Raw genomic sequence first — 20,419 nt, forward strand, 5'->3', positions numbered from 1 at the left:
ACTTTTTTTTATCTATTTCTATCGATGAATTCTATTATTTCCTTTCCGAGTGGTGTTGATGAATATATCCTGCCTTTGTAGGATTCCTCATTTTTGCATTCGACCAGATTCTGTTTTTTAAGGGTATTGAGGGTTTTGGATACTTGGGTTGCTTTAAGCCCGGTTTTTCTTGCGATTTCAGATGGCATCAGATATCTTGTCTCAAGGGTCTTGAGGACATTGTATCTGTTTTTTGAAATCTTTACATATCCGATTAGATTCCAGTCGTCTTTCAAATTTAATTTTTCTGACATGATATATCCTTTATTTGACCTAAAAGACAACCTTATATATCCATTTGTTGGATTATTATTGGTTTATTGTTTCCTTATTATTTCCTTTACTAACAAATTTTATAAGGGGAAAAAACATAGTATTAGTATGCAAACAAATAATCATTTAAAAGTTACAATCAATGAGATGAACAATTTCATGTCCAACAATTCACAGCTGCCGGAGGATTTGGCATATGAGTTTGCATTTGAGCTCAGGGTTTCAAGGCTTCTCATTCCTGCGGTTGTTGAAGATGAAAACATTTCTTTTCCACACATTCTAACCGATGAGGGTGAACTGTTGCTTCCACTTTTTACAGACAATGATGAGCTCATGAAGTATTCCAGGGACTTTACTGCGATTGAAAATGACCTGACATATTATGCAAGGCTGGTCGATGAGCTTGGTTTTGCCGGTGCCATAATAAACACTGAAAGCGAAGAGTTCTACGTCGACAAGGAACTGCTTTTGAGGCTTCCTCCCCTTCCATCCAATCGCAGCGGAAAGGGATACAGCATAAGCAAGCTTCAAAAGATGGCAAAGAACGCTTCAAATGATGAACTCAGGGTATTCATGGCCGATGAAAACAACTTCAACAATTTCGATGAGTTCGCCCAACCCTTCATGGACTCAGTTCTTCTGAATGCGGTTGTATCAGATCCTTTGCTTGTAGACAATGAAAGCAAGGGCATCGTCAAAAGAGGCGATGTTGGAGGATTTGTGCTTGCAACCCAAAAGAACGGCACAGAGATTTTTGCGCTTCTCTTTACCGATTTGGATTCCATGGGCGATGCATACGAATATTATCAGGTATGCAATCTCCTTGAGGTCATCAAGTATGTTCTTGAAAGCGATATGGACGGAATCGTTATCAATCCTGAGGGTGAGGAGTACTATGTTCCAAGAAACATTCTTCTCAAGCTCCTTGAGTTTGACGGCCTTGCCAATTCAAAATTCTCAAAAGCCGTTGATTATGCATTCAGGATATAGATGTGACCAAATACATATTAATTTTTCATTGCCCAAATCAATATACTTAAATTTGGGCATAATTATTTCAATTTTTTTTGCCAAAACCATAAAATCATCGACTCTACTTTTAAGCATTCGCCTCATTGAAATCATTTGCCACAGGAATATATCATAACCTATATAATATTTGAATTCTATACTCATATTAGGAATATTATGTTGGAATGGACAATCTGTGCAAACTGCGGCAAGGTATTGGACAATTCAAAGGAAACCTGTCCGGTTTGCAATCTAAAAACTGAGAAGTTAGACATGGAATTTCTAAAGGGTAACCTGTCAAATGTGACATTTCTGGTAAGGACTCTTGACATTGACCTTGTAAAGGAATACTGTCCCAAAATCAAAGAGCAAGACACTCCTCTCAATGTCATGATTCTCGATGATCTTTTCAGATATCTGGGCTATCTCGGCCTGGGAGACGGTGTAGTCACCGACCATGAGCTTGACTTCATAAACGAGCTTCTGGATGGCTCATACACAAGCGAGGACATCTTTTCTCTCAGCGAAACCGCAACCGATGATTTGCCGATGTCATTCGAATGCCTTCATGAGCTTGACGAGTTTGCCCTGAGCTTTGATATGAACGGCGTTCGCTCATGCAATGAGCTTTTTGACCTTTACAAACTCCTCGGGAAATTCTTCATAACCGTGGACGGGGAGCTCAACCCTGAAGTTCTCGAAAAGTATGAGGAATACATCAAGGGACTTGAGGGCCGTCTTGGTGATTATCTCACAGACGATGTCGCTGAAAGCTACTATATACCGAAGCAAATCAGTGAAAATGATGAGGAAAAGCATTCCCTTGACGAATATCTCGATGAACTCAACAGGTTGATAGGCCTTGAGAAGGTAAAAAAGGACGTGAACTCGCTCATAAACCTTGTCCAGATCAGAAAGCTGAGGTCCGAAAGGGGAATCAAGCAGCCTGCCATGAGCCTTCATCTTGTCTTCAGCGGAAATCCAGGAACAGGTAAGACCACGGTTGCAAGGCTTCTTTCAAAGATATATCATGAAATAGGAATTCTCTCAAAGGGCCACCTAATTGAAACGGACCGTTCAGGCCTTGTAGGAGGATATGTTGGCCAGACCGCCATAAAGACAAAGGACGTCATAAACCAGGCAATGGGAGGAATACTGTTTATCGATGAGGCGTATTCCCTTGCATCAAAATCAGAAAACGATTACGGACAGGAAGCCATAGACACCCTTCTAAAGGCAATGGAGGATTACCGTGATGATTTGATCGTCATCGTTGCGGGATATCCTGTACTTATGGACACCTTCCTGCATTCAAATCCAGGCCTCGAGTCAAGGTTCAACAAGTTCATCTTCTTTGAGGACTATACTGCAGAAGAGCTCCATGACATATTCATGCTGATGGCCGGCGAAGCCAACCTTACCCTTGACGATGCCGCCGAAGACTACCTCACTCAGTACTTCGAGAGGATGTGCAAAAACAAGGGGGATAACTTTGCAAACGGCCGTGCCGTTAGGAATTTCTTTGAGGAGGTAATCACCGCACAGGCAAACCGTCTGGCTCCCCAAAGCGACATAACAGATGAGGAACTTAATACGTTAACCTATGAGGATTTTTTAGTTGAGGAATAGCATGTCAAAGATTTGCAACAATTGTGGAAACAGCGTAGATGACGCAGCGAATTTCTGCCCCTACTGCAAGGGCCAGTCCTTCAGGCTCAGGCAGGAAGTGGCAATACCCGACAACAGCATTGTCCATAGAATGTTCTATTCAGCCTATGACGGACATTATGTCCTATCTAGGGGGAAAGTCACCTCAATAACTGTCTTTCTGATTTTCTCTCTTCTTGCACTGGTATCAGGCGCTCCTGTTGGAATACTTTTCTTTGCGCTTCTTTTTGGCTTTCTGACATATCTTATTTTTTATGCGATTCGAAAAATCATCGGAAAGCCTTCACAGGTAAAGATCACCCACAATGACTACGGGCTTGCAACCGATTTGAAGCACCTTTTACTCTACTGGCAGAACAGTGACGGGGATTTCGTAATTGCAAAGACAAAAATCATCTGCCATCTTGTCTTTTTGGCATTCTTCTTTTTGGGAGGGTCATTGAATCTCCATAATCTCTTTGAAATGGTGCTTTTCGGATTGATATTTGAAATTCCGACATTCGTGTTAGGTTTTGTGGTTCACAAAATCATCAATCCGAATCCTAAGGCAAAGCCAAAACCTGTAAAGCCGCAAAAGGAAATTCCAGAGAAAAAACCTGATCCACAACCGCAGGAAACCCAAAATGGAGTCTTGCCTCAATATGCAGGTTATAAGCGTCAGCTTGATGAGCTTGAAAGCAAATTCACCGCAAAGGACACATCTGTACGTGAGATTATTGAAAAGAGATTCGAGCCTCCGCAGCTTACCTACACACGTTTCATAAGCGGAGTCGACAGGTCAGGAGAACTTTTCAACAAGAATCTCTCATCTGCCAGGACAATGATTGACCTTGCCGATGAGTACTCGCCAAGAATAGCCTCTGAAATCGAATCCAAGATTGAAATCCTGAAGGCAATTCTCGGAAAGCTTGATGACCTTTCAAATGAGCTGGTGGTCAATGAAAACATCTCCAAAAAGGAGGATGTCGACGGAATCATTGGGGATATGGACAATCTCATCAAATCAGTCAAGGACTACAATGACGAATAGTACTTATCATATGCTCTCCGGCAAGCTTTAAATATGTGGCGCAGCCAAATTTCATATTGATGTGGCAGTACAGCACGTATTCAAAAATAGATTCCAGAATCCGAAGGCACTTTCCATTCGAAAAGCCGAGAAAGGACCAGCTTGAAACGGCTTCCCAGATAATCGAGGCAATCGATGAGGGCTACAGATACATAGTTCTTGAGGCGGGAACCGGAACCGGAAAATCGGCAATAGCATATACCCTTTCCTCCATTTTTGATGAATCATATATACTGACTGTCACAAAGCAGCTGCAGGACCAGTATCTTCGCGACTTTTCAAATCTGAACCTTGTGAAGGGACGCGGAAACTTCACATGCAAAAGGGATTCGCAGCTGACCTGCGATGAGGGCAGATGCATCGCCGAAGGAGAAATCTGCGACAGTTCCAAGTGCGACTATTACCTCCAAAAGCAGGATGCCCTCAATTCAAAATGCGTCATTTCCAACTATCACTACATGTTTTTGGAGCTCAACTATGTCGGGGACTTTACAAGAAGAAATCTCCTGATTTGCGATGAGGCCCACAATCTTGAAAACGTGCTGATGGGCCAGCTGACACTTGAGTTTTCAATGAGTGACCTGAAGCAGTATCTCAAACTTGAAATAACGGATGAGATACTCTATGAGCTTGAAAACGGAGACTTTGACGTCTGGCTTCTTTTCATCGAAGAGATAAAAGACAGATATCAGCGGGAACTTGAAAAATTCATGAACCTTAAAAGGCCTCATCTTGCAGAAAAGATTTCATTCATAAAAAAGCAGATTGCAGACTGCATTCGCTTTCGTGAAAACATCTCACAGGACCCCTACAGCTGGATATTCGACTTCAACAGACATAATGAATCAATTGAATTCAAGCCCCTCAAGGTCGACAGCTATGCCGAAAACACCCTTTTCAAATATGGGGACGTCTGCATATTCATGAGCGCAAGCATACTTGACTATGAATTTTTTTCCAGATGTCTGGGAATTCGCTCGGATGAAATCTATGCCATAAGGCGAAAGTCACCATTCGACATGAAAAGAAACCCGATCAAAAGCTTTGACGGCTTTGATTTGTCACATAAGCGCATCACTGAAAACGCACCGAAAACTGTTGATGTCATTAAGGACATTCTGAATCGCCATAAAAATGAAAAGGGAATAATCCACACCGTAAGCACAACCTGCAAGGATTTTCTTTTTGAAAACATCAATTCCCTTCGTCTGATTGACCACAACACCCGCAACCGCTCAAGCCAGCTTGAACACTTCATCAATTCATCCGAGCCCCTGGTTTTGATTTCACCCTCCATGAATGAGGGCGTTGACCTGCCTGGAGACCTGTGCCGCTTTCAGATAATATATAAACTTCCCTATCCTGATCTGGCAGACAAGCAGATTCGACTGAGGGCAAATGCCGATGAGGACTGGTATGACTACAAAACCGCACTGTCACTGATTCAGACATACGGAAGGGGAATGAGATTTGACAGGGATTACTGCACTACATATTTCATCGATTCACGCCTTAGGCAATTCTGTCTAAACGACAGGTTCATACCGGATTCATTTAAATACCTATTGAAACAAAGTAATCTTGATGACTAATCACAAACACCTGCGAGTGGTTATTGAAGATATCTACTCAAACGACAATGGACTTACGAAGGATTTGGACCTTAGGCTTATTAACGAATTTCGATACTCAAACCTCTACATTCCCGCAAAAAGGGATGAGTTCGGTTTGAATTTCATAATCTATGAGGATGATGGTGTCAAACTCACTCCCCTTTTTACAGACCCCGAAGAGTTCCGCAAGTTCTTCAGGGATGAGGATGACATCCAGCTTATGCAGAACTCCTTTGAGCTATACCAAAACGTTTTAAAGACTACAGATATCGAGGGATATATCCTCAATCCCGCAACTGAAAAGTACGTCTTTTCAAGGGAATTCATTTTGGACATCCGAAATCCTCCGAAAACCAACTACTACTCCACAAATACCTATGAAATCGATGAGCTGATTGGGATGAAAAACTCAAAAAACGAAATGCTAGAGGATTTCATCAAAAATCCCCAAAACGTAGGGGACTATGAGGCGCTCTTTGAGGCATTGGCTGCGTCAAACCTGCTTACGATGATGGTCAGCGATGTCGATCTGTCTTCTAAGGCAAAGGATGGAGTCATATCCATGATGGATTCGGGTCCCCTTGCCCAGATGTATACCGACAGAATCGGTGGAGTCTATGCAACAATATTTTCCGGCGAAGACCGGATGAAAGACATCAAAACAGACCAGTACAGATATTCACAACTGATCAACCTTTCAATGCTTGTCAATTTTGTCCTGTCTGAGGATATGGAGGGAATAGTCCTCAATCCCGGAAGCGACAATGTCCTGATTCCAAGGACAGTTCTTTTGAAATATTCATATGCATTTGAAAAATTTGCAAACGATGAGAAACTGTCAGATTCGATATATTATATGTTCATTATATAATTGAAGTTTCCATATAATTTTATATTGTCATTGCAATATTGTAGTGGCTTTATTTAGCAAATTATATATACAATGAGGTTCATATTACTATATGGGATTGTAGAAGATGCAATCCCTCTCGTTTAGTGATGGTTAGGAGAATCTCATCGGCATATTAAATAATTTACTATTTTTTATATCAGGAGTTTGTCGCATGCCGGTGGGATTCCACATTAAAAACTTTATACTAGCTTAACCATATTAATTACTATGTCTGAATTAGAGGAGTTAATTAGAATAAACAGAAATATTGAAAATCAAAACAGGGAAATAATCCGGCTTTTGAAAATCATAGCCGGCCAGAGTGATTTTGTGGACCGTTCAGGCTATGTCTTTCCCGAAATTCCGGATGAAATTGATAACGTTTATGAAAATGCCGATTCCTTCGACTCCCTTCTGGAGGTTACATGCGATGTCGGCGAGGTCTATTTCATAGATGAGGACATCTTCCGTCTGAAGGTGGAAAACGACGAGCTTTCGGTTGACAATCTGATGGGCAACGGCGAAAGCACAAACCTTGGGGTTGCAGAAACCGTATCCCGAGAATCCATAAGAAGAAATCAGAGCCTTGACGATTCAACCGTGATACTTACAGACTCAAGCAGGGAAAAGCTGCCTCAGACCCTGGAGCTGTGCTACAATCAGGGGGCTGAAAAGGTATTCATACCATGGAATCAGATGATGGAGCTTATAGGGGCTCCGGATACCCTTCAAAGGCTTTTGAAACTTAACTTCTACAAGTCAGAAGATGATCTCATCGAAAAGATATTCGGAAAGGTGGAATAGATGTCAAAATTTTGCCCCCATTGTGGAGAGGAGCTTGTTGACAGCGCCAAATTCTGCAAAAGCTGCGGAAGGAATCTTGAAAACATCCAGTTTTCAAAGCCAGACAATGCTTCGAATTTCACCGTGCCGGCTGTTGAAAAGGACCACAAGTATGCAATCATAATCGCTTACGTTCTGGCTTTACTCATACCTCTTTTCGGTGTCTTTGCTGCAGTCTATCTTTTGACAAGAAATGACTCCCAAAAGGCAAAGACACACGGCAAATACGCACTGATAGTTGCAGTTGCAGTATGGATAATATCATTTGTTCTGTTTTAAAAAAAGAAAATTTATGATGATTTGTCAAAATCATCAATTGCTGAGTCAACAAGGGAAATGACTGACTCGGCCAAATCAGGATATGAATCGTCTATGGCAACAGGAATGTTGTCGCAGTAGACGACATCAAGGCCGTGTGCAATTGCATCCTTTGTTGCAACGTCAACTGCAGCCGCTTTGAGCTCGGTGAGCATTACGTCTGCCTTGTCCATGTACTTCTGCATGTCCTCACGAAGAAGCGGCCTGTTTGACAGGTGTGCTGTTGTTCCGATTACCTCACAGCCGTAGTATTCCTCAAGATACTCCACAAGCTTGTCCTTGACATCTTCAGGAGCGGTTGTAGCAAAAAGAACCCTTTTTCCTTTAATGTCATCAAGAGGCTTAGGCCTGAAGACTGTTGATATCACCACGGCATCCGGATTTACCTCACCTACGAACTCTTCGATTTCACGTCTCTTTTCGTCAGAACACATCGGCTCCTCACACATTGTCAGAATAACCAGGTCTCCAAGCCCCACCCTATATGGTCCGAAATAGGTTGTAAGATTGGCAATAGGCTGGTTTGCTCCGATAAGCGCTATTTTTTTGTTTGTCCTTATAGGAGGTATTGCGGCTCCGCTTCCCTCGAATATTGCGAATTTGGATTCGACTTCATTGGCCAGTTTCGCTCCCTTTTTCATGTTTGTCAAAAATACCTCACCGGCCATTCCGCCTCCGCAGCGTCTGCATCCAATGGTCAGAATCCTGCTCATCAGTGCATCTTCCCAGTGGTCGCTTGCGGCATGAACTCCTTTTTCTGACTGTTCAAGCAGGAATTGCGCATTGATTTCAAGTTCCTCTCCATGAACTATTTCAGGCTCTTCAGGTCCGCCCCTTCCCATTGCAATTACGCATGGTTCGTAGCCGTTTTTGTCGATAAGCCTTGAAACGAAACCGGACACAGCGGTCTTACCTATTCTTTTTCCTGTTCCAAGAATGGTTAGGGAAGGCTTTTCCATGATGTCATACTGGGAGGTTGGCTCGAACTTGAAGTCAGGCCCTTCATATGAGATTCCCTCACCCAAAACCCTGCATGCGATTTTAAACCTTTTCGGATAGTCCAGAATGGGCTCGTCGCTTAGGTCAAAGACAGTATCGATGTCGTATTTTCTAATCATCTCCACAATGATGTCGTAGGGTATGTCCTTGTCCTTTGCAAACTGGACCGGCAATCCGAGCTTTTCGGAATAGGACTCCTCCGAATCGTCCCTGAGCTTTTCTGTTCCTCCAATAAACACGGCTCCGGAAACGTCAATGTGTTCCAAACTGTTTAGGGTATCTATTGCTTCTTGAGTGACTGGAAGGTAGTGTTCACCATCAACCAGACAGAGCATTCTTGTTACGGATTTCATATTTAATAATATTTGTTTTAATAGATAAATAGTTTAATCGGGACATGTCCAATTCCATGTGTTCCCATAATACTTTGAACATCAAATCGTTGTGCGATATCTTTACTCACAAAAAGTTTATAAAATATTTAATATATAAATTCAACTAACTAAACTAAAATGGCGATATCATGAGTTTAGAAGAAAAAAAAGAAGAATTATCTGTTAAACTGGATGAGAAAAAAGTTAAACTGGAAGAAAAAAAGGCACAAGCTAAGATAAATCATGAAGAAAGAAAACTGGCATTAAAAGAAAAACATACTGATAAAAAAATAAGCGGACACATTGAAAAAGCCATTAAAAAAATCTATAAAGCTGAAGACCATGCTGATAAGGACATTATTAAATTGTTAGATTCTATTGATTCAGAAATCGAAGAAGGGGAAAAACCTATTGAGCTTATATTATTCAAAGCTGAAAACAAACTAGAAGAAATCGTTTTAAATACTCAATTAAAAATGCAAAAAGCTAAAAATGAGTTAATTAAAAACCTCGAAAAAGACATGGAAAAAGTAGCTGAATTAGTATCCCTTGAAGAAGATCTTTCTGTTGTTAAAGATGAAATGGATGAAGTAACAACCCTTTTAAACGAAAGGATTGAAATTGAAAAAGAAACATTGTCCTATAACAACAAATAATTTTTTAGAAAATTGTTGAAATCTCATTTCAACTATTTTCCTTACTTATTTTTGAATGAATCATTCTCTAAATCATAGTATAGACCGCAGCTATACTTGGCAGTATAATGATGATTGTATTGACAATCATTCTGAAACGACGTCTTTTCCATTCTTTTGGTGTTAACTCCCTCATTTTTGGAATTTTCAAAACACTTAGAATAATGCCCGCAGACATGAAGATGAAATAGCAATTGATGAGGAAAAGATATCCTGCCCCAAGGAGCATGTCGAATCTTGCGTTTGCAATGGCATATCCGCAGGTACATAAGGGAGGCATCAGTGCGGTTGCAATTGCAACGCCCGGAATAACAGTGCTTGTCTTGTCCTGTCTTGTCTGTCCGATGATACCTGCAAGTCCACCGAAAAAGGCTATGAGCACATCAAAGAATGCCGGTGATGTTCTTGCCAATAATTCAACTGTCGGCTCCTTAACCGGAGATAAAAGGAAATAGATTGTAGCTGCAGTAACGCTGATTACAATCTGCATTGCAAAACCGAGCAGATGTTTTCGAAGAAGAGGATAATCGGAGGCTATAGCTGCATATGCTGAAGCAAGAATGCTTCCCATTAAAGGAGATATCAGCATTGCACCTATGATTACAGCAGTTGAACTCACATTAAGACCAACAGAAGCAATTACCATTGCACATACCAGCACACACATATTTGTACCGGTGATTTTTCCTCCATCCAGAAGACGTGAACGGATTTCTTCATTAGATGCTGAATCCTCAGATAATGAAAATATCCTTTTGATTTCATCCTTTACTGATTTTTTATTATTATTTTCCATATTATCATCTGTTTGGGGGCCTGAATTTTTTTGGTTAAAATTCGCCCGGTTCATTTCTTATTTTCCATGTTAATTTTGATGGTTTGTAAAAATACATTTTTATTATATTAAAAAATGTCTTAATACCAATTAATCTGAATATTATGTGTTACATATATTTATTTTGCGATAAAAATGAAACATAGATTAAATTTAGATATTAAGGACCTAAATTATAATTTGTTAAAAGAAATATTTAAAATTATGGATTGTAGAGAAACTCTGATATTTTAGCTTTTTTTTGGTTTTAAAACAATTATTTACTTTTAAGATCATATAAATCATCAAAACAAAGCATATTTGATGGCTCATCAAATCAAACAAAAAAATCACATGATGTGAAAACAGGACTTAATCAAAAACTAGAAAAAAATACATTAATGGAAAACCCTAATTATTAACTATGCAAATCAACATAGGCGAGACACACATAAGGCTGACAAGTGACCTGAAAAGCCACAATCTTGAGGACTACATATATCAGATAAGGGCAAGTTTAAAGTCCTACATTGCCCACCACCAGGATTTCCTTTTGAGCTTCGAGCCCCTTCATCATGATGAGGACACTTTGCCTTTGATTGTAGAGAAGATGTATGAATCATCTGCCTTGGCTGATGTCGGGCCGATGGCATGTGTTGCCGGATGCATCTCAGAGATGTCTTTAGATTATCTTATCCGGAAAGGCTCAAGCTTTTCCATTGTTGAAAATGGAGGAGACATTGCACTCATCAACAACAGAAAGGTTCTATGCGGAATATATTCCGGCAATGAGGTTTTGGGAAACAGCATCGCATTTGAAATAAAAAAAAGAAAATCTCCCTTGGGAATATGCACTTCATCGGGTAAAATCGGCCATTCCATAAGCCTTGGAGATTCCGACAGCGTATCGGTAATTTCATCTTCACCGTCTCTTGCTGACGGGCTTGCAACCAGAATAGCAAACGAGGTTGTCGGCACCGACAGCGAGTCGAAAGTTATGAATGCTGTTGAAACGGCAGAGGGATACAGTGACCTTTTTGAGGGTGTGCTTATAATTTCAAAAGACAGTGTTGCAACCGTAGGCAGACTTCCGAAAATCGTCGTGACAGATGAATTTGACAGGTTATAGTTCACTTTCAAAATTTGTCAAGTTATGTTGAATGCAATATTTAAATATGATTAATATATAATATAATGTATAGAATTTAGGAGTTAATTTTTAACTAACTGAAATTAGTTAAATATGGGTTAGATATCTATGTATAAGGACGAAATGATACAATTACACCAATTTTTAGTATATGTTTTAAAATATTTGGCTGAAGATGACCAGATTTCAAATGACTGCAGTGAATACATTACCCTTAAAATAAGCCCTCATCATATTCATAAGACAAAAGCGGAGCATAAGCATGCAATATTCGTTTTATGCAAGATTATTTCAGAACTGATTGCTGAAAAAGAGGACAATCCTATTCCTGAAAATGTTAGAAACTCTCTTGCAGATCTTGTTACAAGGTCTGAAAACGAGATCAATGCATCATAATTATTCAATTTATTTTTTTAAAAAATCAACAGTAATGGAAAACTTTAAAAACATTTGGGAACAATCCTATTATATAAATTTATATGCGCGTGATATTTTGAAATGTTTTAGTTGCTTATCCAAAAAAAGAGAAGAAAAGCCCAGAAGCTGTGGCGTGACCATGGTTTTGGATAAGGGTTTAGGCCTTGAAACTGCAGAAAGCCTTATGAACCTCACAGGAGAGTATGTGGATTATGTCAAGTTCGGCTGGGGAACCCTTGTAGTGCAGGACTGGGATCTGGTCCAGCAGAAAATCGAGATGTACAAGGCTCATGACATTACTCCATTTACCGGAGGAACACTATTTGAGCTTGCATACAGCAAAAACAGGATGGACGGTTTTTTTGCAGAAGCCTACGATTTGGGTTTCAGGACAATTGAAATCTCAGACGGTTCCATCAGAATTCCAAGGGAAGACAAGCTGAAGGCCATTACCCTGGCAAAGCAGGCCAAATTTGAAGTGCTTTCCGAAGTGGGAAAAAAGGACCCTGCACTGGATGCGGAATTCAGCGTTGAGGAAAGGGTAAACTATCTCAATGCGGAGTTAAATGCAGGCTCTTCATATGTCATTGTCGAAGCCCGTGAAGGCGGAAAGAACATTGGAATCTTCGATAAGTCCGGTAATGCTAAGGAAGATGAGATAGACCATATACTGAACCATGTGCCTAAGGACAAAATCATTTGGGAAGCCCCAAACAAGGACCAGCAGGTATTTTTCGTTTTGAAGATGGGCAGTGACGTCAATTTAGGAAATATATCAACCGATGATATCATATCTCTTGAAACCATAAGACAGGGTCTGAGGGGAGATACATTCGGCAAAGTTTAAGGTTGCGTTCAATTGACAAAGCAAAGAACAATTTCTGAAATTAACCAGAAAATAGAAAACGGCGAAGCCAGCATCTACACCGCTGAAGAGTTCAAGAATCTAATCAGAAATGGCGATGCCCCGGATTTTGAAGAGGTTGATGTCGTTACCTGCGGAACCTGCGGGGTTATGAGCGGCACTGCTGCAATTCTTAATTTTATAGTTTCAGAGCCGGGAGTATTTATCAGGGCTTCTGAAGTCTACATGAATGGAGTTCCTGCATATGCGGGCCCATGTCCAAACGAATGGCTTGGATCTGTTGATGTGATACTTCACGGAACAGCACATTCAATATATGACGAATCATACGGCGGAGGATTTCTGCTTAAGGATATCCTTGAGGGCAAATCAATAGATGTCAGGGTCGAAACCGCCGAGGGAAAGACCATTGAAAGCACCATCACAAAAGAAGACATTACACGTTCACAGATTATTGGCGCCAGAATGGCGTTCAAAAACTACACTGCGTTTACAAATCCGTCATCCGAACCGGTGAAGTCAATTTTTGCCGCAATTCCTCTTGAAGGAAATCTGAGCGGCCTGACATTTTCAGGATGCGGAGATTTGAATCCTCTTCAAAATGACATTCCTCACAATGTAATCCGCCAGGGAAGCAAAGTCCTTCTCAATGGTGCTGTAGGCTATGTCTTGGGGGACGGAACCAGGTCAAGTGCCGAAAAGCCGAACCTTATGCTTACTGCAGACATGTTCAATATGGACCCGTACTATCTTGGAGGATTCAAGACCTCCCAGGGAGGGGAAGTCTATGACAGTGTGGCGATTCCAATACCTGTTTTAAACGAGGAGATTTACGAGAATTTACTTGTCAGTGATGAAGAAATTGATCTGCCGGTTGCAGACATCCGGGGAAGACACCTTCCTCTGGCAAACACGGACTACGCAAAGATGTGGACAGGCCATGACCTGAGGCCGAGATTCGCAAGTGAAGAATGTAGCGAGTGCGAGTCATGCATCGTTGAGGAAATCTGTCCGACAAATGCGTTTAAAAATCAGAGGCTGAACCTCACATACTGCTTCGGATGCGGAATGTGCTCCGCCCACTGCAGGCACGATGCCTTTGACATGAACACGGGAAGCGTCAGTCTTAAAATTGATGATCAGGATGTCGAAATTCCGATAATATTAAGACAGTCAGACAGGCTAAGGGCAAACAAGCTTTCACTAAAACTCAAGAAAATGATTGAAAACAGGGATTTCATACTATGACCACTCAAAAGATAACAGATTCCCCGATTGACTTTGCCGAAAGGATAATAAGTGATGTTAAAAACTCAAAGGATGAGGGAGTACTTAAGTGCGTGCAGTGCGGAATGTGCACATCAACATGTCCCGCAGCAAGGCATTCAGACTACAATCCAAGGGACATCATGGAAAGGGTCCTTGAAGGGGACGAAACAATTCTTGAAGATGACAATATCTGGAACTGCTTTTACTGCTATACCTGCCACAGCGTCTGTCCTGTGGGAAACAGCGTATGTGAGGTAAACCAGATTCTCAAGCAGATTGCAATAGAATCCGAAATAGGATATGAAAAGCTTTATGAATATTTGGGATTTGCCGATTCATACTTCACTGCGGCAATCGGAGCAATCCCCGAGAGATTTTTCGCTGACATCGACCGTGACGTTGAAGGATGGTGGGATTTCAGGCAGCACCTTGACGAGATAAGGGATGAGCTGGAGCTTGACCCGCCGCTTATGCCTGAAAGAGAAACGATCGATGAGGTAAGTAAAATATTGACCATTACCGGTTTCAAGGACAAGATTGAAAGGATAAGGGCAAGGGAGGAAGAGGATGAAGAAGGTACCGGATAAGGACATTCTTCTTTTCAGAAGCTGTCTTGTAAGCGTGGAATATCCGGGTGTCGAGGCATCAACCAAATTCGTCTTCGACAAACTCGGAATCGATTATGCAATTTCTGAAAAGCAGACATGCTGCACAGGCCTTGGTCACTACTCAGACGTGTTCAGCCAGATTGACACAACCGCAATAGGGGCAAGGAACTTCAAAATCGCAAGGGAGTTGGGAAGGCCAAACCTTGTGATGATGTGTGCGACATGCTATGCAATCAACAAGAAGTCTGTAAAATTGCTGAACAAAAAAGACGATTTGAGAAATCACATTAACAGTTTATTTGATGAGAATGGCCTGAGCCATCTTAAATACGAACAGAACGACCTGAAACCTACAGAAAACATATATCATGTGGTCGACATTCTCTATGGAAAAAAGGACAGGATCAGGGAAAATGTAAAATATGACCTGAGCGGATATGCCATAGCGACCCACCATGGCTGTCACTACTGCAAGGTCCACTATGAGGACACTATCGGCGGTGTCAGGGACCCGAATGTCATGGATGAGCTGATTGAGGAGTGCGGATGCAAGACAATCGGATGGTATGACCACAAGAGGGCGACATGCGGAACAGGTTTCAGGCAAAGGTATTCCAATCCTGACCTGTCATTTACGGCTACAGCAGACAAGATGAATGCAATAGCCGATGAGGATGTTGACATACTGGTTCATCTCTGTCCGAACTGCCATATACAGTTTGACAGATATCAGGATTTGATTTCAAAAAGACAGAATAGAAAATTCAGGGCAATACACCTTAACATTGCCCAGTTCATTGCACTGGCCATGGGCGCAGACCTGGACAAGGTGATAGGTGCCAGGGCACATACCGTGCCGATAGATTCGGTTATCGGCGAGCTGAAGGAGGTTAGCAAATGAGGGATGATTTGAAAGTTGGCGTGTTTTTATGTGAGTGCGGAGGAAATATTGCAGATGTTGTTGATTTGGACAGGGTTCGAAGCGAACTTGACGTTGAATTCATAGGCCAGTTCGAAAACCTGTGTTCGCTCAACGGACGAAAAATAATCAGGGATGCAATATTCGACCATGACCTTGACCGTGTTGTGGTGGCGGCATGCTCACCTATCAGCCATGAAAAGACTTTCCAGGATTACGTAAAGCCACTTAATCCCTATCTCATGGACATGGCAAACATCCGTGAGCAGTGCTCATGGGTTCATGATGACAATGAAAAGGCCACAGACAAGGCCATATCACTTATAACAGCATCAATCGAAAAGGTAAAGCAGTCCGATGCTGTCGATCCGATCTACTGCCAGACACCTGATGAGGTTGCGGTAATCGGAGGGGGAATAGCCGGTATGAACGCTGCACTTTCTCTTGCCAAGCAGGGAACAAAGGTCACACTCATTGAAAAGTCACCTTCAATCGGAGGGCACATGGCAAAAATCGGAAAGGTATTCTCTCCGGTAAAGATTGCAGAGGAATGCGGAATGTGCCTCTTAAACCCTATACTCAATGAGCTTGTCTGGAACGAAAACATTGAGGTTCTCACAAACACAAGGGTCATCGAGGCCGAAAGGCGTGCCGGTACCTACAATCTGATACTGGAGAAGTCTCCGAGGTATGTCGACACCGAAAGATGCATAGCATGCGGAAAATGTGCCGAGGCATGTGAGGTGGAGGTTCCAAATGACTGGAACGACAACCTGTCAATGAGAAAGGCGATATACAGGCCCTTCGGACAGTCATATCCGGAAGCCTATACAATCGACATGGAAAACTGTACAAAATGCAGCAGCTGCGTCAAGGTGTGCAGCATGAGGGCAATAAGGCTTCGTGGCCATCCCGAAAAGATACCTCTTCAGGTAGGTTCAATCATCGTTGCAACAGGCCACAAATTATTTGACATGGAAAAGCGTCCCGAATATGGATACACTAGATATGATGACGTGATAACACAGTCAGAGCTTGGCCGTATTACAGGCGTAAACGGCCCGACAAAGGGAAAGCTTCTAAAGTCCAACGGTGAGGTTCCAAAGAGAATCGTCATGATACAGTGCGTTGGTTCACGTGACGAAAAGCCCGACGGACACCTCTACTGCTCAAAGATATGCTGTACCGTTGCGCTTAAAAACGCAAACATCATAAAGCACAAGTATCCGGATACTGACGTTCTGATATGCTATACTGATGTGAGGACTCCGGGAATGTTTGAGAAATACTACAAGCACACCCAGGAAAATGAGGTAAGGTTCCTCAGGGGACGTCCGGGTGAAGTGGTGAAAAAAGGAGACAACTTCATCGTAAGAACAGAGGATACCCTTAAAGGAGAGTTCGTTGAGATTGAAGCCGACATGGTAGTGTTGTCAACAGCAATGGAGCCGTCAGAGGGAACATGCGAGATTGCTGAAATCCTCAATGTGGGAACCACCGAAGACGGATTCATCAAGGAGTCACATCCTAAAATCAAGCCGGTGGCAACCGATGTGCAGGGAATATTCGTGTGCGGAACCGCACATGAGCCAAAAGACATCACAGACTCAATCATGCAGGCGACAGCGGCAGCCTCAAAGGTAAGTGAGTACAACTACGGCGGCGTTGAAATCGAGCCCTTCATTGCAGAAATCGACACTGAGAAATGCATACTGTGCGCAGAGTGCATAAGCCGCTGCAAGTACAAGTCAATGAGCATCCAGAACGATGAGGTATACATTGACCCTATGAGCTGTACCGGGTGCGGAAAATGTCTTGTGGGATGTGCCCAGAGGGCAATCAAGGTCAACGGTAACATCGACGAGAAGATCATGGCAACCATCAAGGGTGTCCTGTCCAAAAAAAGGCAGGGCGAGCGCATGATACTGGTATTTCTGGACAACATTGGATACACTGCAGCAGACAACATAGGAGTCAACAGGCTGAACTATCCTGAATCAATTCATATAATCAAGGTAATTTCCGTCAACCGCGTAAGGCCAAAGCACATTCACTATGCCCTTGACAACGGGGCAGACGGTGTTTTCATCGGAGAGTTTCCGGGAGACCTTATGTATGATGAGGTTGAGCGAAAAGTTCAGGGCGTCAAGGAAAGGATTGAAGAGCTGGGTGAAGACCCTGAAAGGCTCACATTTTCAAAGGTATATATCCCTTACTTCTCAGGGCTGGCACGTAAATTCAGGCAATTCGACAAAAAGATTGCCGAGCTTGATGAGGCTGAAGTTGATTAAAAAAAAGAGGGAGCTACATAAGGTAACTCCTTATTTGTATTTACCTGCAGTCAAGGTATGCACCATTGTTTGTTGCGCCTCTGACTTCGCAGCGTAAGTAATAATCATTTTGTATTGCAAGTGCGGTGCCATAGCTTCTATATCCATTTTTAGTTACTTTTACAGTAATGCCTTTAGAATATCCTGGCATGCTGCTTCCTAATTTTCTCATTTCTTTATAGTTTTTCTTTGCCTGTTTTTTCATCTTCTTCCATTTGCTGTTTTTGATTTTCCATTTGTATCCCTTGTCCTTGAATGTCTTTGCATCGACAGGCTCTGCAAATGCAACGCCGAGGGTCATGCCGACAACAAAGATTGCAAGAACTCCAATCAATATCTTGGTATGTGTATTCATGATATCACCAATTGGGATTATGTTATCAATATTTTAAATATTTTTATAGTTTTTTCTAAGAAAAATCATATTTGGCGTATAAAATTATTCGATTAAAGAAATGCCTTTAGTTAATTTAATAAATATCAAAGACATATATATAATTCAGTTAAACATTTAATTTGATAAAAATTTTGGAGCATTATCATGAATTATAAAAAGGAATTGCTATTGATATCCATTTTTCTTTGCATAATATTCACAATATCATGTGCAAGTGCAAATGATGTGGAACTGGCCAATGACACAATAAGCGAGATATCGCCGGACACAGACATTACGGATTTTGAACTGACTGACATGGGTGACGATACCTTATCCGCTTCTGAGGTGTATTTTGATGCATCTGCAGCAAATGACGGAGACGGATCAAAGTCAAGACCATATAAATATGTAAGTGACAACAGACTGACCTATGCCACAACCGCCCATTTCGCAAAGGGCGTTTATGAAATTAATTCAGAAAAAATGCTTTTCATGAGTTCCATCAACATCATTGGTGAAAGCCGGCAGAACACAATCATCAAATCAGCAGGCAACACCAATTTCAATTGCCTTCTTTCAAACATGACTTTGAACTCACTGACTTTTGAAGGCATCTATTTTACATGCAATTACGGCATTACTGCAAATGACGTGACATTCAGGAATAATGGAGGACCCCAGTATGACCCTCTCGCCTCAACATCATCACAGAACTCATATAGAAGTCAGGGCGGGGCCATAAGCTGCACAGGACTTTTAAAGACTCCCACCCTTGAGTTTACAAACTGCATTTTCGAAAACAATGTGGCCGTCAAGGGAGGTGCAATTTCAATCAGCGATGCCATACTCAGGCTGAACAACTGTATTTTTTATAATTCATCAGCACCTGATTCGGGAGGTGCAATCCATGCTACAAAATCAAAAATAATAATTTCCTCTTCACGCTTCAGCCTGTGCAATGCGTACTATGGTGGGATGATATATCTCAAAGGAAGCGAGCTCACAATAATGTCCTCACGGTTTGAAAATTCAAGGTCATTCAGTTTCGGAGGTTCCATTGCGTCCATGAACTCCAACATCTCCGTATCAGGTTCAAACTTTACCTATTCGGTTTCCCTGAATGATGGGGGAGGAGTAATCTATGCCCATTCCAGCAAACTCAACGTTTCGACTTCCAATTTCAAGTTTGACGAATCCCTATTTGGAGGGGCAATCGCCAGCCTGAAAACTGACACAAACGTCATCTCTTCAACGTTCATGAACAATACCGCAAGACACTACGGAGGGGACATTCTGTTTGTCTATGGGACAAATCAGGTTCTCAACTGCAATTTCTACAATACAAACGCTTCAAATGATGCAGCAATCAGTTCCAGATTTTCAGATACCCTTACGGTCAATTACAATAACTTCTACAATGTCGAGTCCAGGGAGGTTTTAGTCCAGGGCCCTATAAACAATCTGGACGGTAACGGAAATACATTTCAGTCCACTACATATCTATATATGGAATACAGCGCAAAAGCCAACGGCGAGAGATTTACACTTAAAAGCAATGAGATAAATTATATCATAAGCAGTGATGGAAACTATCCTGCAGTCTGGTTCAATTCAAATCCTGCCAAGGCCAATGTGGGAACTTGGGCAAGCCTGAAAATGTATTTTGAGGATGATCCAAATAACTCAACAATCATTGCCGGTTTTAATCATGACTATATGATGAACTATAAATTAACCAGGTATTCCAATTCCCTGAGTGATGAAACCTTGGCGATATATGTGGTTGATTCGATGGGAAATGTTGTTCAGAAGGCAGATATTCCAGTCAATGATGAAGATTTGGGGTATTATATCTCTTGTACTGAGGATATTTT

19 protein-coding genes and 1 pseudogene are annotated in these 20,419 nt (G+C 41.7%); 16 read left to right on the plus strand and 4 right to left on the minus strand.

The window, feature by feature from the left end:
- Positions 1 to 8: 8 nt before the first annotated feature.
- Positions 9 to 293: a MarR family transcriptional regulator gene (locus ACJMLO_RS03455; RefSeq protein ID WP_405293945.1), complete on the minus strand. Its 285-nt coding sequence runs from the start codon at positions 291 to 293 to the stop codon at positions 9 to 11.
- Positions 294 to 420: 127 nt separating this feature from the next.
- On the opposite strand from ACJMLO_RS03455, the gene ACJMLO_RS03460 reads away from it, so the two are divergent.
- From ACJMLO_RS03460 to ACJMLO_RS03490, 7 genes are all read left to right on the plus strand, one after another.
- Positions 421 to 1,302, plus strand: coding sequence for an SseB family protein (locus tag ACJMLO_RS03460; protein ID WP_405293947.1), 882 nt, complete (start codon positions 421 to 423; stop codon positions 1,300 to 1,302).
- Between the two features lie 198 nt (positions 1,303 to 1,500).
- Positions 1,501 to 2,952: an AAA family ATPase gene (locus tag ACJMLO_RS03465; protein WP_405293949.1), complete on the plus strand. Its 1,452-nt coding sequence runs from the start codon at positions 1,501 to 1,503 to the stop codon at positions 2,950 to 2,952.
- A gap of 1 nt (position 2,953) precedes the next feature.
- Positions 2,954 to 4,021 (plus strand): zinc ribbon domain-containing protein, encoded by a 1,068-nt coding sequence (locus tag ACJMLO_RS03470; protein ID WP_405293951.1) that lies wholly within the window; start codon positions 2,954 to 2,956, stop codon positions 4,019 to 4,021.
- Between the two features lie 35 nt (positions 4,022 to 4,056).
- Positions 4,057 to 5,652 (plus strand): helicase C-terminal domain-containing protein, encoded by a 1,596-nt coding sequence (locus ACJMLO_RS03475; protein WP_405293953.1) that lies wholly within the window; start codon positions 4,057 to 4,059, stop codon positions 5,650 to 5,652.
- Complete coding sequence (locus ACJMLO_RS03480) at positions 5,645 to 6,544, plus strand: SseB family protein (RefSeq protein WP_405293955.1); 900 nt, start codon at positions 5,645 to 5,647, stop codon at positions 6,542 to 6,544. Before ACJMLO_RS03475 ends, ACJMLO_RS03480 begins: the two co-directional genes overlap by 8 nt.
- Before the next feature lie 249 nt (positions 6,545 to 6,793).
- Entirely contained in the window at positions 6,794 to 7,369 is a 576-nt protein-coding gene (locus tag ACJMLO_RS03485; RefSeq protein ID WP_405293957.1) for a hypothetical protein, read from the plus strand.
- Entirely contained in the window at positions 7,370 to 7,687 is a 318-nt protein-coding gene (locus ACJMLO_RS03490; RefSeq protein ID WP_405293959.1) for a zinc-ribbon domain-containing protein, read from the plus strand. It begins immediately after the preceding gene.
- A gap of 11 nt (positions 7,688 to 7,698) precedes the next feature.
- Here ACJMLO_RS03490 and ACJMLO_RS03495 read toward each other — a convergent pair whose 3' ends face one another.
- Complete coding sequence (locus ACJMLO_RS03495) at positions 7,699 to 9,078, minus strand: 2,3-diphosphoglycerate synthetase (protein ID WP_405293961.1); 1,380 nt, start codon at positions 9,076 to 9,078, stop codon at positions 7,699 to 7,701.
- A 170-nt stretch (positions 9,079 to 9,248) separates the two neighbouring features.
- On the opposite strand from ACJMLO_RS03495, the gene ACJMLO_RS03500 reads away from it, so the two are divergent.
- Positions 9,249 to 9,755 carry a hypothetical protein gene (locus ACJMLO_RS03500; protein WP_405293963.1) on the plus strand — a complete coding sequence of 169 codons (507 nt, stop codon included), beginning with the start codon at positions 9,249 to 9,251 and terminating at the stop codon, positions 9,753 to 9,755.
- A 67-nt stretch (positions 9,756 to 9,822) separates the two neighbouring features.
- Here ACJMLO_RS03500 and ACJMLO_RS03505 read toward each other — a convergent pair whose 3' ends face one another.
- On the minus strand, positions 9,823 to 10,590 hold the full coding sequence (locus ACJMLO_RS03505) for a DUF389 domain-containing protein (protein ID WP_405293965.1): 768 nt from the start codon (positions 10,588 to 10,590) through the stop codon (positions 9,823 to 9,825).
- A gap of 442 nt (positions 10,591 to 11,032) precedes the next feature.
- Between ACJMLO_RS03505 and ACJMLO_RS03510 the strand changes: the two genes are divergently transcribed.
- The 7 genes from ACJMLO_RS03510 (at position 11,033) to hdrA (ending at position 18,127) form a co-directional block, all read left to right on the plus strand.
- The gene (locus tag ACJMLO_RS03510) at positions 11,033 to 11,737 is read left to right on the plus strand and encodes a UPF0280 family protein (RefSeq protein ID WP_405293967.1); all 705 of its coding nucleotides are present in this window, start codon (positions 11,033 to 11,035) and stop codon (positions 11,735 to 11,737) included.
- Between the two features lie 129 nt (positions 11,738 to 11,866).
- On the plus strand, positions 11,867 to 12,154 hold the full coding sequence (locus ACJMLO_RS03515) for a UPF0058 family protein (RefSeq protein WP_405293969.1): 288 nt from the start codon (positions 11,867 to 11,869) through the stop codon (positions 12,152 to 12,154).
- A gap of 97 nt (positions 12,155 to 12,251) precedes the next feature.
- Entirely contained in the window at positions 12,252 to 13,022 is a 771-nt protein-coding gene (gene comA, locus ACJMLO_RS03520; protein WP_405293971.1) for a phosphosulfolactate synthase, read from the plus strand.
- 12 nt (positions 13,023 to 13,034) lie between these two features.
- Positions 13,035 to 14,288, plus strand: a complete 1,254-nt coding sequence (locus ACJMLO_RS03525; RefSeq protein WP_405293973.1) for a methanogenesis marker 16 metalloprotein — start codon at positions 13,035 to 13,037, stop codon at positions 14,286 to 14,288.
- On the plus strand, positions 14,285 to 14,896 hold the full coding sequence (gene hdrC, locus ACJMLO_RS03530) for a ferredoxin:CoB-CoM heterodisulfide reductase subunit HdrC (protein ID WP_405293975.1): 612 nt from the start codon (positions 14,285 to 14,287) through the stop codon (positions 14,894 to 14,896). Before ACJMLO_RS03525 ends, hdrC begins: the two co-directional genes overlap by 4 nt.
- Positions 14,877 to 15,818: a ferredoxin:CoB-CoM heterodisulfide reductase subunit HdrB gene (gene hdrB / locus ACJMLO_RS03535; RefSeq protein ID WP_405293977.1), complete on the plus strand. Its 942-nt coding sequence runs from the start codon at positions 14,877 to 14,879 to the stop codon at positions 15,816 to 15,818. Before hdrC ends, hdrB begins: the two co-directional genes overlap by 20 nt.
- Positions 15,815 to 18,127, plus strand: coding sequence for a ferredoxin:CoB-CoM heterodisulfide reductase subunit HdrA (gene hdrA, locus ACJMLO_RS03540; RefSeq protein WP_405293979.1), 2,313 nt, complete (start codon positions 15,815 to 15,817; stop codon positions 18,125 to 18,127). The genes hdrB and hdrA overlap by 4 nt, the downstream gene beginning before the upstream one ends.
- 40 nt (positions 18,128 to 18,167) lie before the next feature.
- Here the strand turns inward: hdrA and ACJMLO_RS03545 are convergent, their stop codons facing one another.
- Positions 18,168 to 18,521, minus strand: a complete 354-nt coding sequence (locus tag ACJMLO_RS03545; RefSeq protein WP_405293981.1) for a hypothetical protein — start codon at positions 18,519 to 18,521, stop codon at positions 18,168 to 18,170.
- Positions 18,522 to 18,707: 186 nt separating this feature from the next.
- Here ACJMLO_RS03545 and ACJMLO_RS03550 point away from each other — a divergent pair.
- Positions 18,708 to 20,419: pseudogene (locus ACJMLO_RS03550) on the plus strand (hypothetical protein); the annotation flags it as partial.

Source organism: Methanobrevibacter sp., assembly GCF_045120835.1.
Taxonomy (GTDB): domain Archaea; phylum Methanobacteriota; class Methanobacteria; order Methanobacteriales; family Methanobacteriaceae; genus Methanocatella.